This window comes from Streptomyces ficellus, from assembly GCF_030406405.1.
Classification (GTDB): Bacteria; Actinomycetota; Actinomycetes; order Streptomycetales; family Streptomycetaceae; genus Streptomyces; species Streptomyces ficellus_B.
Map to the genome: position 1 here is coordinate 93,032 of NZ_JAUEPL010000001.1, position 14,052 is coordinate 107,083.

13 protein-coding genes are annotated in these 14,052 nt (G+C 69.9%); 6 read left to right on the top strand and 7 right to left on the bottom strand.

Annotation, left to right across the window (positions count from 1 at the left end; genetic code table 11):
* Positions 1–56: 56 nt before the first annotated feature.
* The 3 genes from QWM81_RS00415 to QWM81_RS00425 all read right to left on the bottom strand — a co-directional run bounded on the left by QWM81_RS00415 (position 57) and on the right by QWM81_RS00425 (position 4,288).
* Positions 57–2,891, bottom strand: coding sequence for an aconitate hydratase (locus QWM81_RS00415; RefSeq protein ID WP_290109529.1), 2,835 nt, complete (start codon positions 2,889–2,891; stop codon positions 57–59).
* A 265-nt stretch (positions 2,892–3,156) separates the two neighbouring features.
* Complete coding sequence (locus QWM81_RS00420; protein ID WP_290109307.1) at positions 3,157–3,843, bottom strand: formylglycine-generating enzyme family protein; 687 nt, start codon at positions 3,841–3,843, stop codon at positions 3,157–3,159.
* 13 nt (positions 3,844–3,856) lie between these two features.
* Positions 3,857–4,288 carry a protein-tyrosine phosphatase family protein gene (locus QWM81_RS00425; RefSeq protein ID WP_290109308.1) on the bottom strand — a complete coding sequence of 144 codons (432 nt, stop codon included), beginning with the start codon at positions 4,286–4,288 and terminating at the stop codon, positions 3,857–3,859.
* 91 nt (positions 4,289–4,379) lie between these two features.
* Between QWM81_RS00425 and QWM81_RS00430 the strand changes: the two genes are divergently transcribed.
* From QWM81_RS00430 to QWM81_RS00445, 4 genes are all read left to right on the top strand, one after another.
* Positions 4,380–4,736, top strand: coding sequence for a VOC family protein (locus tag QWM81_RS00430; RefSeq protein ID WP_290109309.1), 357 nt, complete (start codon positions 4,380–4,382; stop codon positions 4,734–4,736).
* A 50-nt stretch (positions 4,737–4,786) separates the two neighbouring features.
* Positions 4,787–6,316, top strand: coding sequence for a helix-turn-helix domain-containing protein (locus tag QWM81_RS00435; RefSeq protein ID WP_290109311.1), 1,530 nt, complete (start codon positions 4,787–4,789; stop codon positions 6,314–6,316).
* Between the two features lie 208 nt (positions 6,317–6,524).
* The gene (locus QWM81_RS00440) at positions 6,525–7,394 is read left to right on the top strand and encodes an RNA polymerase sigma factor SigF (protein ID WP_290109313.1); all 870 of its coding nucleotides are present in this window, start codon (positions 6,525–6,527) and stop codon (positions 7,392–7,394) included.
* A gap of 155 nt (positions 7,395–7,549) precedes the next feature.
* The gene (locus QWM81_RS00445; protein ID WP_435372305.1) at positions 7,550–8,758 is read left to right on the top strand and encodes a phospholipase D-like domain-containing protein; all 1,209 of its coding nucleotides are present in this window, start codon (positions 7,550–7,552) and stop codon (positions 8,756–8,758) included.
* A gap of 93 nt (positions 8,759–8,851) precedes the next feature.
* Here QWM81_RS00445 and QWM81_RS00450 read toward each other — a convergent pair whose 3' ends face one another.
* Positions 8,852–9,241, bottom strand: a complete 390-nt coding sequence (locus tag QWM81_RS00450; RefSeq protein ID WP_290109315.1) for a hypothetical protein — start codon at positions 9,239–9,241, stop codon at positions 8,852–8,854.
* Between the two features lie 213 nt (positions 9,242–9,454).
* Here QWM81_RS00450 and QWM81_RS00455 point away from each other — a divergent pair, with 213 nt between their 5' ends.
* Positions 9,455–10,078, top strand: a complete 624-nt coding sequence (locus QWM81_RS00455; RefSeq protein WP_290109316.1) for a DUF4232 domain-containing protein — start codon at positions 9,455–9,457, stop codon at positions 10,076–10,078.
* Between the two features lie 150 nt (positions 10,079–10,228).
* A complete protein-coding gene (locus QWM81_RS00460; RefSeq protein WP_290109317.1) occupies positions 10,229–10,663 on the top strand; it encodes a GNAT family N-acetyltransferase in 435 nt (144 codons plus the stop codon).
* On the opposite strand, the gene QWM81_RS00465 is transcribed toward QWM81_RS00460, so the two are convergent.
* The 3 genes from QWM81_RS00465 to QWM81_RS00475 all read right to left on the bottom strand — a co-directional run bounded on the left by QWM81_RS00465 (position 10,651) and on the right by QWM81_RS00475 (position 14,052).
* A complete protein-coding gene (locus QWM81_RS00465; protein ID WP_290109318.1) occupies positions 10,651–12,066 on the bottom strand; it encodes an FAD-binding oxidoreductase in 1,416 nt (471 codons plus the stop codon). The two genes, QWM81_RS00460 and QWM81_RS00465, sit on opposite strands and share 13 nt — an antisense overlap.
* A 174-nt stretch (positions 12,067–12,240) precedes the next feature.
* Entirely contained in the window at positions 12,241–12,948 is a 708-nt protein-coding gene (locus QWM81_RS00470) for a GntR family transcriptional regulator (RefSeq protein WP_290109319.1), read from the bottom strand.
* A gap of 102 nt (positions 12,949–13,050) precedes the next feature.
* Complete coding sequence (locus tag QWM81_RS00475) at positions 13,051–14,052, bottom strand: proline racemase family protein (protein WP_290109320.1); 1,002 nt, start codon at positions 14,050–14,052, stop codon at positions 13,051–13,053.

The following is a 14,052-nucleotide window of genomic DNA, read 5'->3' on the forward strand; positions in this document are numbered from 1 at the left end:
GGAAGGGCCGCACCCCGTACGAGACGGGGTGCGGCCCTTCGCCGCGTACCTGAGCCTTAGTTGCGGATCAGGTTGCGCAGCACGTACTGCATGATGCCGCCGTTGCGGTAGTAGTCCGCCTCGCCGGGGGTGTCGATGCGGACGACCGCGTCGAACTCGACGCCCGTGTCGGTGGTGACCTTGACCGTGCGCGGCGTACGGCCCTCGTTCAGCTCGGTCACGCCGGAGATGGAGAAGGTCTCCTCGCCCGTCAGGCCCAGGGACTCGGCGGACTGGCCCTCCGGGAACTGGAGCGGCAGGACGCCCATGCCGATGAGGTTGGAGCGGTGGATGCGCTCGTACGACTCGGCGATCACGGCCTTGACGCCGAGGAGCGCGGTGCCCTTGGCGGCCCAGTCGCGGGACGAGCCGGAGCCGTACTCCTTGCCCGCGAGGACGACGAGCGGGATGCCCTGCTCGATGTAGTTGCGGGAGGCGTCGTAGATGAACGACACGGGGGCGTCGGGCTGGGTGAAGTCGCGGGTGTAGCCGCCCTCGGTGCCCGGCGCGATCTGGTTGCGCAGGCGGATGTTGGCGAACGTACCGCGGATCATGACCTCGTGGTTGCCGCGGCGGGAGCCGTAGCTGTTGAAGTCGCGGCGCTCGACGCCGTGCTCCGTGAGGTACTTGCCCGCCGGGGTGTCGGCCTTGATGGCGCCGGCCGGGGAGATGTGGTCGGTGGTGACCGAGTCGCCCAGCTTGGCCAGGACGCGGGCGCCCGTGATGTCCGAGACCGGGGTGGTCTCCATCGTCATGCCCTCGAAGTACGGGGGCTTGCGGACGTAGGTGGACTGCGGGTCCCACTCGAAGGTGTTGCCGGTCGGGATCGGCAGCGCCTGCCACTGGGCGTCGCCGGCGAAGACGTCGGAGTAGGACTTGCTGAACATGTCCTCGCCGATGGCGTTCGCCACGACGTCGTTGACCTCGGCCTCGGACGGCCAGATGTCCTTCAGGAAGACCGGGTTGCCGTCCTGGTCGGTGCCCAGGGCCTCGCGCGTGATGTCCACCTTCATGGACCCCGCGAGGGCGTAGGCGACGACCAGCGGCGGGGAGGCCAGGTAGTTCATCTTGACGTCGGGGTTGATCCGGCCCTCGAAGTTGCGGTTGCCGGAGAGGACCGACGTCACGGCGAGGTCGTTGTCGTTGACCGCCTTGGAGACCTCCTCCGGCAGCGGGCCGGAGTTGCCGATGCAGGTGGTGCAGCCGTAGCCGACGAGGTTGAAGCCGACCTTGTCGAGGTAGGGGGTGAGGCCCGCCTTGTCGAAGTAGTCGGTGACGACCTTCGAGCCCGGGGCGAGGGTGGTCTTGACCCACGGCTTGCGGGTCAGGCCCTTCTCGACCGCCTTCTTGGCCACCAGCGCGGCGGCGACCATGACGTACGGGTTGGAGGTGTTGGTGCAGGAGGTGATCGCGGCGACGGTGACGGCGCCGTGGTCGAGCTCGTACGTGGTGCCGTCGGGGGCGGTGACGGTGACCGGGTTGGACGGGCCGGGGCCGGGTACGACGGCCGAGTGCCGCGGGGCGCCGGCGCCGTTGTCGTCGTGGCCGTAGGCCGGGGCGTCGCTGGCCGGGAAGGACTCGGCGCTCGCCTCGTCGACCGGGGACTCGACGCCGTGCGGCTTCTCCTGCTGCGGGACACCCGGCTTGCGGTCGTCGCCGCCGGTGATGCCGGCCTGCACGTAGGCGAGCACGTCGCTGTTGAACTGCTCGGCGGCGTTGGCGAGGACGATGCGGTCCTGCGGGCGCTTCGGACCGGCGATGGAGGGGACGACGGTGGAGAGGTCCAGCTCCAGCTTCTCGGAGAAGTCCGGCTCGGCGGCCGGGTCCAGCCAGAGGCCCTGCTCCTTGGCGTACGCCTCGACCAGCGCGAGCTGCTGCTGGGAGCGGCCGGTGAGCTTGAGGTACTTGATGGTCTCGTCGTCGATCGGGAAGATCGCGGCGGTGGAGCCGAACTCGGGCGACATGTTGCCGATGGTGGCGCGGTTCGCGAGCGAGGTGGCGGCGACGCCCTCACCGTAGAACTCCACGAACTTGCCGACGACGCCGTGCTTGCGCAGCATCTCGGTGATCGTGAGGACCAGGTCGGTGGCGGTGGTGCCGGTGGGCAGCTCGCCGGTGAGCTTGAAGCCGACGACGCGCGGGATGAGCATGGAGACCGGCTGGCCGAGCATGGCGGCCTCGGCCTCGATGCCGCCGACGCCCCAGCCGAGCACACCGAGGCCGTTGACCATGGTGGTGTGCGAGTCGGTGCCGACGAGGGTGTCGGGGTACGCCTGGCCATTACGGACCATGACCGTGCGGGCCAGGTGCTCGATGTTGACCTGGTGGACGATGCCGGTGCCGGGCGGGACGACCTTGAACTCGTCGAAGGCGGTCTGGCCCCAGCGCAGGAACTGGTAGCGCTCCTTGTTGCGGCCGTACTCCAGCTCGACGTTCTGCTTGAAGGCGTCGCTGGTGCCGAACTTGTCGGCGATCACCGAGTGGTCGATGACCAGCTCGGCCGGTGCGAGCGGGTTGATCTTCGCCGGGTCGCCGCCGAGCTCCTTGACGGCCTCCCGCATGGTGGCGAGGTCCACGACACACGGCACACCGGTGAAGTCCTGCATGATCACGCGGGCCGGGGTGAACTGGATCTCCTGGCTCGGCTGGGCCTGGGAGTCCCAGTCGCCCAGGGCCCGGATGTGGTCGGCGGTGATGTTCGCGCCGTCCTCGGTGCGGAGCAGGTTCTCCAGCAGCACCTTCAGGCTGTACGGGAGGCGCGCGGAGCCCTCGACCTTGTCCAGCCTGAAGATCTCGTACGACTCGTCGCCCACGCGCAGCGTGCTGCGGGCGTCGAAGCTGTTCGCCGACACGACAGTCTCCTTCATCAATGTGCGCGTACTAGCCGCATCCTGCCTCGATAGGCTCCTCGCCGATCCGCTAAGGTAAGACTTAGTTAGGTAACCCTTACCGGTGGCGCGGCTGCGGTGCGTCTTTCGGCAGATATCTCGATGTCGAGATAACTCTAGTACATGACCACGCCCCGCGACGAGGCACGCCCCGCTGGAGCGCTGCGGCCGCGCCTCAGCGGGCGCCCGCGCCCGGCCGCCGGTTCCTCGCTTCGGTTCGTCCCACCGTTCATCCCGTGACGGAACGCGCCACGCGGAAGCCCACGTCGTCCACCTGGAAGGTCGGGTGGCTGCGGCGCCGCGCGGAGGCCCGGCAGCTCCAGTGCTTGTCGAACCAGCCACCGCCGCGCAGCACCCGGTAGTCGCCGTAGACCTCGGCGTCGTAGTTGTCCCAGCACCAGTCCCACACATTGCCGAGCATGTCGTGCAGGCCCCACGGGTTGGGCCGCTTGCCGCCCACGTTCTGGACGCGCTCGCCCGAGTTGTCGCGGTACCAGGCGATGTCGTCCAGCGGGCCGTAACGCGGTCCGACCGTACCGGCACGGCAGGCGTGCTCCCACTCGGCTTCGGTCGGCAGCCGGTAGCCGTCGGCGGACGCGTCCCACTCGATGCCTTCGCCGCCTTCGCCGTCGGCGTGCAGGTGGTAGGCGGGCGCGTGCCCTTCACGCAGGGACAGGGCGTTGCAGAACCGGACCGCGTCCCACCAGGAGACCCCCTCGACGGGCAGCCGGTCTCCCTGTGCCGCGCTCGGCCGCAGGCCGGTGATCTCCGCGTACAGCGCCTGCGTTATCGGGAACGCACCGAGCCGGTAGGGCGCGAGCTCGACCGTCCAACTGCGCTGCGTCCGCCGGTCCGACAGCGTTACCTGTCCCGGCGGGACGGCGATCATCTCGTTCGCCGCGCTCGTGACGCTCATTGCAAACCTCCGGTCAGTGGGTGAATCGGCGGACGTAACGTCTCTGCCAGGGCGTTTCGACGGCGCGGCGGTCGTAGTGGCGGCGTACGTACGCCACGGCCTCGTCCGCCGGGATTCCGTCCAGGACGGCGAGACAGGCCAGGGCCGTGCCGGTACGGCCGCGCCCGCCGCCGCAGGCGATCTCGACGCGCTCGGTGGCGGCACGCGTCCACGCCTCACGCAGGACGGCCCGCGCTGCCGCGTGGTCGCTGGGCAGCCGGAAGTCCGGCCATCGCAGCCACCGCGCCTCCCACGACGTCTCGGGCGGCGGTTTGCCGAGCAGGTACACGGCGTACGTGGGCGCCGGGCCCGCCGGCAATGGGCGGCGCAGCGCGCGGCCGCGGACCAGACGCCCGGAGGGAAGCCGCAGGACACCGGGGTCGGCGGGTTTCCAGGTCTCTGTCACTCAGGTCACCGTAACGGGTGATCAGGCGGTGAGTGGCACGGACGGCGCATCCGCGGTTGCGGGGGCGGGGAGGGGGGCCGAGCATCGGAGCATGTTCAGTGGCGCGCACGTCATCCTCTCCACCAAGGACGCGGACGCCGACCGGGCGTTTCTCAGGGACGTGCTGGGCTTCGGCCATGTCGACGCGGGGCGCGGCTGGCTCATCTTCAGGCTGCCGCCGGCCGAGGTGGCCGTACACCCGACACCCGGTGAGCCGAAGCACGAGTTCTTCCTCCTGTGCGACGACATCCAGGGCACTCTGCGGAAGTTGGCCGAGCGCGGGGCGGAGGTGTCGCGGCCCGTCAGTGACCAGGGGTGGGGGCTGCTGGCGGCGTTGCGGCTGCCGAGCGGTGGCGAACTCCCGTTGTACGAGCCGCGGCACCCCACCGCGCACAGTGCGTCACCCTGATGGCGGCCCCCGATGCAAGGGTCATCTCATATCTGAGATAACCTGCCCCCATGGCAGACGACTACCTCGTACGCATCGGCAAGCTCATCCGTGACGCCCGGCAGCACCGCGGCTGGACACAGACGCAGCTCGCCGAGGCGCTGGGCACAAGTCAGAGCGCCGTCAACCGTATTGAGCGCGGCAACCAGAACATCAGCCTTGAGATGATCGCGCGCATCGGCGAGGCGCTCGACAGTGAAATCGTGTCACTCGGCTACGCCGGCCCGATGCATCTGCGGGTGGTGGGCGGGCGCCGGCTGTCCGGCTCCATCGACGTCAAAACCAGTAAGAACGCGTGCGTGGCGCTGCTGTGCGCCTCGCTGCTCAACAAGGGCCGTACGACGCTGCGGCGGGTGGCCCGCATCGAAGAGGTCTACCGGCTGCTGGAGGTCCTCAACTCCATCGGCGTACGCACCCGTTGGATCAACGACGGGATGGACCTCGAAATCGTCCCGCCCGGGCACCTCGACATGGCGGCCATCGACGCGGACGCCGCGCGCCGCACCCGGTCCATCATCATGTTCCTCGGCCCGCTGCTGCACCGGCTGCGGCACTTCACCCTCCCGTACGCGGGCGGCTGCGACCTCGGTACGCGCACGATCGAGCCGCACATGATCGCGCTGCGCCGCTTCGGCCTGGACATCACCGCCACGGAGGGCCTGTATCACGCGGAGGTCGACCGGGAGGTCACGCCCGACCGCCCGATCGTGCTGACCGAGCGCGGCGACACGGTGACCGAGAACGCGCTGCTGGCCGCCGCCCGACACGACGGCACCACCGTCATCCGCAACGCCTCGTCCAACTACATGGTCCAGGACCTGTGCTTCTTCCTGGAGGCGCTGGGCGTACGGGTGGAGGGCATCGGCACGACGACGCTGACCGTGCATGGCGTACCGCACATCGACGTGGACGTCGACTACTCGCCCTCCGAGGACCCGGTCGAGGCGATGAGCCTGCTGGCCGCGGCGGTCGTCACGGAGTCGGAGCTGACGATCAGGCGGGTGCCGATCGAGTTCCTGGAGATCGAGCTCGCGGTGCTGGAGGAGATGGGCCTCGACCACGACCGCTCGGCCGAGTACACCGCGGACAACGGCCGTACGCGGCTGGTGGACCTCACGGTACGGCCCTCCAAGCTGGAGGCGCCGATCGACAAGATCCACCCCATGCCGTTCCCGGGCCTGAACATCGACAACGTGCCGTTCTTCGCGGCCATCGCGGCCTCCGCCCAGGGCCAGACGCTGATCCACGACTGGGTCTACGACAACCGCGCCATCTACCTCACCGACCTCAACCGCCTCGGCGGCCGCCTCCAACTGCTCGACCCGCACCGCGTCCTGGTCGAGGGCCCCACGCGCTGGCGCGCGGCCGAGATGATGTGCCCGCCGGCACTGCGGCCCGCCGTCGTCGTCCTGCTGGCCATGATGGCGGCCGAGGGCACCTCCGTACTGCGCAATGTGTACGTCATCAACCGCGGTTACGAGGACCTGGCGGAGCGACTGAACTCGGTGGGCGCGCAGATCGAGATCTTCCGCGACATCTGACACGCGGATGCCGTCGCACCCTTTCCGCTCCGCACCAAAGCGGGTCTGGGGAGGGTGCGGCGGCCCTTGCGGGGCCTCTGGGACCTCGGGCCTGAGCCGGGCTCTTACGGGCCGCCGGCCGGGCCCGACAACGGGACGGGATTCGCGTGCATACCCAGCGCCGCTTCGGGTAGCCGCGCCTCTACGGGGACGAGGAGAGTGCTGGTCGATGAGGGAGGGCCCGAGAGTGCTGACGACGGCTACGAGGACGCACGTGGAGAACGCCGTGGCGGGCCTGCCGACGGTCGATGACCCGCTCAAGGTTGCCCCGAAGGACGCCCGTACGCTGTCGAAGGTGTTCTTCGAGCAGTTGGCGGTGCTGGAGGAGGGCACGCACGAGTACCAGTACGCGCGCAACACCCTCATCGAGATGAACATGTCGCTCGTCCGCTACGCGGCCGGCCGCTTCCGCAGCCGTGGCGCCGACGAGATGGAGGACATCGTCCAGGTCGGCATGATCGGCTTGATCAAGGCCATCGACCGCTTCGAGCTGTCCCGTGAGGTCGAGTTCACCACCTTCGCCGTCCCCTACATCGTCGGTGAGATCAAGCGCTTCTTCCGCGACACCTCCTGGGCCGTCCACGTCCCGCGCCGCCTCCAGGAGGCACGCGTCGAGCTCGCCCGCGCCACCGAGGAGCTGCGCACCCGGCTCGGCCGCACCCCCACGGTCAAGGAGCTGGCCGAGCTGATGAGCCTGTCGGAAGGCGAGGTCATCGAAGCCCGTCTGGCCTCCAACGGCTACAACTCCAGCTCCCTGGACGCCGCCATCACCGGTGACAACGAGGAAGGCGAGGCGGCCCTCGCGAACTTCATCGGCGCCGAGGACCCGGCCATGGAACTCGTCGAGGACTTCCACGCCCTCGCGCCCCTCATCGCCGAACTCGACGAGCGCGACCGGCAGATCCTTCACATGCGCTTCGTCGAAGAACTCACACAGTCCCAGATCGGCGAACGCCTCGGTTGCTCGCAGATGCACGTCTCCCGCCTGCTGTCCCGCACGTTGAAGCAGCTCCGCGAAGGCATGCTCACCACACAGTGAACAGGGCCCAACGGGTCCAAAGGGTCCAACCGCTGTACGGGCGGGCGGCAGCACGACCTGGTACCGGTACAGTCCGCTGCCGCGCCGGCCTCTCCTGCCGGCGCCCATCCCTTCTCCTGTCGGCCAGGTGAGTCATGACGACGAGCACGCGTGAGATGCCGGGGTTGCGTCGGGAGATACCCGGCGATCAGGTCCCTCCTCTTACCTCCTGCGAACGCAAGAACCGCCTTCGGCGGCGCCTGGAGCGCCTGATCGGCATCGCCGCCACGGAGGGGAACTCCCTGGTGGCCCTGCGCAATGGTGATGAGATCTTCGACGCCATGCTGACGTCCATCCACTCCGCCGAGCACACGGTGGACATGATGACGTTCGTCTACTGGCGCGGTGACATAGCCCGCGACTTCGCCCGTGCCCTGGCAGAGCGTGCCCGTGCGGGAGTACGGGTGCGTCTGCTGCTGGACGGGTTCGGCAGCCGGCTGATCGAGAAGGAACAGTTGGCGGCGATGGAGCAGGCCGGGGTCCAGGTGTCCTGGTTCCGCAAACCGCTCTACCTCTCGCCGTTCAAGCAGAACCACCGCTGCCACCGCAAGGTCCTCGTGGTGGACGAGCACGTGGCCTTCACCGGCGGCGTGGGGATCGCCGAGGAGTGGTGCGGCGATGCCCGCGACGAGAACGAATGGCGTGACACCCACGTCGAAGTACGCGGTCCCGCGGTGGACGGTATCGCCGCCGCGTTCGCGCAGAACTGGGCCGAGTGCCACGACGAACTCTTCGATGGGCGTGACCGCTTCGTCGAGCACGAGCCGCAGGGTGACGCGGTGGTGCAGGTGGTGCGCGGATCGGCCAGCATCGGCTGGCAGGACATGCAGACGCTGATCCGGGTGATGCTCGAATCCGCCGAGGAGCGGGTGCGGCTGGCGACCGCCTACTTCGCCCCCGACGCCTACTTCACCGAGTTGCTGTGTGCGACGGCCCGGCGCGGGGTCGAGGTGGAGATCCTGCTCCCGGGTCCTCACACCGACAAGCGGGTCTGCCGGCTGGCCGGGCAGCGCTACTACGAAGACCTGACCGCTTGCGGTGTGAAGATCTACCAGTACCAGCCGACAATGATGCACGCCAAGATCATCACTGTGGACCGGACGGCTGCCCTGATCGGCTCGACCAACTTCAACCGACGCTCACTCGACCACGACGAAGAGGTCATGCTCGCCGTCCTGGACGAGACCTTCACCGCCACGCTCGATGAGCACTTCGACCAGGACCTCGAAGCGAGTGAACTAATCAGCGCCGGACGCTGGAAGAAACGCTCACTCGTACAGCGCGCGAGAGAATCGGCCGTCCTTCCCATACGCCGCTTCCTGTAATTCACGCTCAAGAACGCTTCCGAGCGCGGAAGCGGGTTGGAATTGCCGGCGCGTGGACGTCGGTGCCGGGCGGCTCGGGGCCCGGCCTTTCGGTCAGCAGCCTCCGAGGCAGGACTTGGTGAAGACGTCCTTGCCGTCGACGCTGCCGGTGATGGTGGCGCCGTCGATCAGGGTCTGGTCCCCCGGGCCGACCTGCACGGTGCTGTCGTCGCGGAGCCGGACCAGGAGCCGGGCGTGCTGTCCCTTGGTCGTCGCGCCATTGCAGGTGACGGTCTCGTCGTCGCCGCTGCCGGTCTTGTCGCAGGTGAGGGCGGTGTCGATCTCATAGCCGGCCTCTTTGAAGGCGTCCTTGCCGAGCCGCCTGGCCGCCTCGCTCTCGACGTCTCCGTCGAGCGTGACCGTGGCGTCTCCGGTGCCGCACGCACCGGTCAGCGTCAGGAGCACGGCCACCAGGCCCGTGCGGATGATGGCCTTGCTGCGCATGTACGTCTCCCGGTGACGCCTCGACGGCTTCGGTGAACACGCGGTCGTAGCCCACACTGCGCAGCCCGCACCCCGCTCGCACCCCGGGCGCAACCGAACGGGTTTGGGCCGATGGCGTGGTTGTCGCGCCCGGCCGGGCGTAATCCCGGAGGAAACGCGGCGCGCCGGGGCACCCCTGGGAGGGCAGGTTCCAGCGATCCCAGGAGGAAAGACATGCGCGCAATTGCCTCACGCACGCTGAGCAGGGCGAGAACGGCCGGGCTGGTTCTGGCGGTGCCGTTGCTCGCCATCACGACGGTCGGATGCGGTAACGGCGGCAAGGCCGTCGAAGGGGCGCAGGCCGACCGGTCCGCCGCCGCGCGGGCCTCCGCCGCGCCGGCCGCCGCGGGGACCGGCGTCGCACGCTGCCGTGCGGCCCAGCTCAAGGCGGACATCCAGATCCAGCAAGAGGGCTCGGCGATGCTGATGCTCACCAACAAGAGCGCCCGCACGTGCACGGTGAAGGGCTACCCGGCGTACAGCGGACTCGCCGCAGACAACAGCCCCCTCTCCGTACGGACCAAGCGGGTCGCCCACCCCGGCGCGCCGATGCTGGTCACCCTCAAGCCGGGCAGGACGGCGTTCGCCGGCCTGAAGTGGACGTCGTGCGACAAGGCCGACGAGAAGTGCAACGTCCTGTCCGGCGTCGTCGTCACCCCTCCCGGAGACAAGGCCGGGATCACCGCCACGGTGCTCGGTACCGACGGCAAGCCGGTGAAGGAGACCCTGGAGGTGTCGGCCGAGGGCTTTACGACCGGTTCGCTTCAGCCCGCCAGCCAGAGCGTGCTGTTCCCCTGACGGTGGCGGCTCGGGGCTGCCCTGCCCCAGCCGCGTCCGTCGCCGGCTCCGGCAACGGCGATGGCCTCGTCCTTGCCGGGTCGGCGGCCGACCGTTCATGATCGATGCGTGAACTCGTCGGCGCGCACGACCACGTCAGGAGGACCGGCTGTGAGCGAACTGTCCGTCGCGGTGCTGGACCGGGTGAACGACCGGGTGGTGGAGGACGTCAACCGGCTCATCCCTCAGCTCGGCAAGGACACGGCGGGCTGCGACGCCGCCCACCTGGAGCGGGTGATCGGCAACGCGTCGAACGTCGTGCTGGCCGCACGCCTCGGCCCGCGCGTCGTCGGGCTGCTCACCCTCGTCGTCGTGGTGCTGCCGACGGGCGTGACCTCGCGGCTGGAGGACGTGGTGGTGGACCGGGAGCACCGGGGCCGGGGCATCGGGCTCGCGCTGGTCCAGGAGGCCCTGCGCGAGGCGAAGCGGCGCGGCGCCCAGGAGGTGGACCTCACCTCGCGGCCGAGCCGGGTCGCCGCGCACCGGCTGTACGAGAAGGTGGGGTTCGTACGCCGTGAGACGGACGTGTTCCGCTACGCCCTCTGATCAGTGGGCGCCGGGAGGATGTTGGCGTTGCGGTGGAAGACGTTCCGCGGGTCGTACGTGGCCTTGACGCCGGCGAGCCGGGCGTACTTCTCCGGCCCGTACGACGCGCGGACGCGATCCTCCTCGCTCTCCGCCATGAAGTTCACGTAACCGCCCGTGGTGGCCGCGTGGGGCAGCAGCTCGGTCCACAGGGCCCGCGCCCATGCGGTGTCGGCGACCAGCCACTCGGGGTCGGGGCTGACGGCCCAGATGTCCAGGACGTACGTGGGTTCTCGTACGCCGCCGAACGCGGTGGCGTCCTCGGGGACGGAGGTGAACGCTCCGCCCAGGTGGAAGGTGGGGCAGAAGGTCATCGGCGAGGACTTGCGGGGCAGGTACTCGCCCAGCAGGCCGATCACGTCGTCGTTCAGGTCCCGGAGCGTCAGCGCCGTCTCGTACGCGAGGATGCCGCGGGGTGCCCAGTCGTCCAGGATGCTCTGCAACCCGGTGTACGGCACGGTGGTGCGCGTCTCGAAGAGCCTGGGTACGCCGTTGGCCAGCGGGGCGATGGCCTCGGCGTGCTCCTCGGCGCTGCCGAAGCCGGCGACGAGCAGCGCGTGGCCGAGCTTGCCCCGGTGCTCCGGCGGTACGAAGGGTTGCGGCGGGGCGGTGAGCCCGATGCCGACGAGCACTCCGGTCGCCTCGGGCAGGCCGGGGACCGTGTCGCGGACGAGCCGCAGGGCTTCCTCGCCGTCCCCCATGTCCCAGAAGAAGATGGCGAGTGGGACCTCCGGGCCGACCGGGTGCAGCCGGAATGTGAAGGCCGTGACCACGCCGAAGTTCCCGCCGCCGCCCGTCAGCGCCCAGAACAGGTCGGGGTAGGCGTCCTGCGACGCGCGTACGCAGCGGCCGTCGGCCAGGACCACGTCGGCGGAGAGCAGGTTGTCGGCGGTCAGCCCGTGCATCCGGGTCAGCCAGCCGAAACCGCCCCCCAGCGTCAGGCCGCCGACCCCGGTATGGCTGACCGTGCCGGCCGGGACGGCGAGGCCGTACGCCTGGGTGGCGGCGTCCAGTTCCGCGAGGACCGCGCCCCCGCCGCACCGGGCGGTACGCGTATCGGGGTCGACCTCGACCGCGTTCATCGGCGACAGGTCGATGACCAGGCCGCCGGGGCAGACGGAGTTTCCGGAGGTGCTGTGCCCGCCGCCGCGTACGGATATCTCCAGGTGCTCGTCGCGGGCGAAGGCCAGCGCGCCGACGACGTCATCGGTGCTCGCGCACTGGGCGATCAGCGCGGGGCGGTGGTCGATGCCGCCGTTCCAGACGGCGCGGACGGTGTCGTAGTCGAGGTCGTCGGGGGTGACGAGCCGTCCGTCCAGCCGGCTGCGGAACGCTTCGACGGCCTCTTCGGGGAGCGTGGTCATGGCAGCCTCCGCGGGGTCGCCGGCGCGTCGGCGGGCGGAGCGGGGTGCGCGGCTTCTCCCCTATCACCATAGGCACCGGGGAAAGGGGCGACAAACCCGGGCACAGCCAAGGTCAAGGCCATGGGGTGCGGGTGCGGGTGTGGGTGTGGGGGTATGCGCCCGGGTCCATGGGTCTCACCGCGCCGTTTCGCCGCCGCCCTTCCGCCGCCCGGCATCGCGGGACTCGGCCCACAGGGAGCGCACATGTCCCAGGTGGCGGGCCATGCACGCCTCGGCCGCCGCCGCGTCGCCCGAGAGCATCGCCTCCAGCAGTTCGTGGTGCTCCTGGGCGGAGGCGACGAGCAGGCCACGCTCGTCCAGCGCCGTCAGGCCGTACAGACGGGAGCGCTTGCGCAGCTCGCCGACGGTCTCGACCAGGCGGTCGTTGCCGGAGAGCGCCAGCAGTGAGAGGTGGAAGCGGCGGTCGGCGTCCAGGTACCCGATGAGGTCGTGATCGCGGGCGCTGGCCACGATCTCCTCGGCGACCGGCCGCAGCGCCTCCAACTCCGGGCGGCCCGCCGAGCCGGTGATGGCCCCCACGGTGGGCACCTCGATCAGGGCGCGCAGCTCGGTGTACTGGTCGAGGTCGTGTTCGCTGACCTCGGTGATCCGGAACCCCTTGTTCCGTACGGGCTCGACCAGACCCTCGCGTGCCAGGTCGAGCATCGCCTCCCGTACGGGCGTGGCCGAGATGCCGAAGTCGGCGGCGAGGGCCGGGGCGGAGTAGACCGCGCCCGGCAGCAGCTCACCGGCGATCAGGGCGGCGCGCAGGGCGTGCGCGACCTGGTCGCGCAGGCGCTCCTGGGTGGTGATGAGGTTGTGCTGCTTCAGGTGGCCACCCATGGCGCTACCTTTCGTGACTGCGGGACAGGTTCGCGTACGATCTCACGGCGCCCCTCACCGGGGTCCTCTCACGGGAACCTTTCACCGGCGCCTTGACGGGCGTCAGAGCAGGAAACCCGCCGGGAAGGGGTCGGCCGGGTCCAGGAAGTGCTGCGCGGTGCCGGTGATCCAGGCGCGGCCGGTGACGGTGGGCACGACGGCGGGCACACCCGCGACGCTGGTCTCCCCCACGAGACGGCCGGTGAACCGCGTACCGATGAAGGACTCGTTGACGAAGTCGCGGTCCAACGGCAGTTCCCCGCGCGCGTGCAGCTGCGCCATGCGGGCGGAGGTGCCGGTGCCGCACGGCGAGCGGTCGAACCAGCCGGGGTGGATGGCCATGGCGTGCCGGGAGCGGACGGCGTCCGAGCCGGGGGCGGCGAGGTAGACGTGCTTGACACCGCCGATGGACGGGTCCCCGGGGTGGACGGGCCGGTCGGTGGCGTTGATGGCGTCCATGATGGCGAGCCCGGCGGCGAGCAGCTCGTCCTTGCGGGCCCGTTCGAAAGGGAGCCCGAGAGCGTTTAGTTCGACAAAGGCGTAGAAGTTGCCGCCGTACGCCAGGTCGTAGGTGACCGTGCCGTGTCCGGGGACCTGGACCTGGCGGTCGAGGGCGGCGCAGAAGGCGGGGACGTTGGTGAGGGTGACGGACGTCGCGGCGCCGTCCTCGACCCGGACGTCGACGCTCACCAGCCCCGCCGGGGTGTCGAGGCGGACGGTGGTGAGCGGTTCGGTGACGGGCACCATGCCGGTCTCGACCAGGACGGTCGCCACGCCGATGGTGCCGTGCCCGCACATGGGCAGCAGACCGGAGACCTCGATGAACAGGACGCCGAAGTCGGCGTCGGGCCGGGTCGGCGGCTGGAGGATGGCGCCACTCATGGCGGCGTGACCGCGCGGCTCGTACATCAGCAGCGTGCGTACGTGGTCGAGGTGTTCCATGAAGTGCGTTCGCCGCTCCGCCATGGTGGCGCCGGGGATGGTGCCGACGCCGCCGGTGATGACGCGGGTCGGCATGCCCTCGGTGTGGGAGTCGACGGCGTGGTAGACGTGCCGGGTCCGCAT

Excerpts from the sequence above, each read along its gene's own strand:
- QWM81_RS00440 (WP_290109313.1), top strand. The coding sequence starts at position 6,525 with ATGAGGGAGGGCCCGAGAGTGCTGACGACGGCTACGAGGACGCACGTG.
- QWM81_RS00430 (WP_290109309.1), top strand. The coding sequence starts at position 4,380 with ATGTTCAGTGGCGCGCACGTCATCCTCTCCACCAAGGACGCGGACGCC.
- QWM81_RS00465 (WP_290109318.1), bottom strand. The coding sequence starts at position 12,066 with ATGACCACGCTCCCCGAAGAGGCCGTCGAAGCGTTCCGCAGCCGGCTG.
- QWM81_RS00455 (WP_290109316.1), top strand. The coding sequence starts at position 9,455 with ATGCGCGCAATTGCCTCACGCACGCTGAGCAGGGCGAGAACGGCCGGG.
- QWM81_RS00450 (WP_290109315.1), bottom strand. The coding sequence starts at position 9,241 with ATGCGCAGCAAGGCCATCATCCGCACGGGCCTGGTGGCCGTGCTCCTG.
- QWM81_RS00470 (WP_290109319.1), bottom strand. The coding sequence starts at position 12,948 with ATGGGTGGCCACCTGAAGCAGCACAACCTCATCACCACCCAGGAGCGC.
- QWM81_RS00420 (WP_290109307.1), bottom strand. The coding sequence starts at position 3,843 with ATGAGCGTCACGAGCGCGGCGAACGAGATGATCGCCGTCCCGCCGGGA.
- QWM81_RS00445 (WP_435372305.1), top strand. The coding sequence starts at position 7,550 with ATGCCGGGGTTGCGTCGGGAGATACCCGGCGATCAGGTCCCTCCTCTT.
- QWM81_RS00475 (WP_290109320.1), bottom strand. The coding sequence starts at position 14,052 with ATGCGGACCCGGCACGTCTACCACGCCGTCGACTCCCACACCGAGGGC.
- QWM81_RS00435 (WP_290109311.1), top strand. The coding sequence starts at position 4,787 with ATGGCAGACGACTACCTCGTACGCATCGGCAAGCTCATCCGTGACGCC.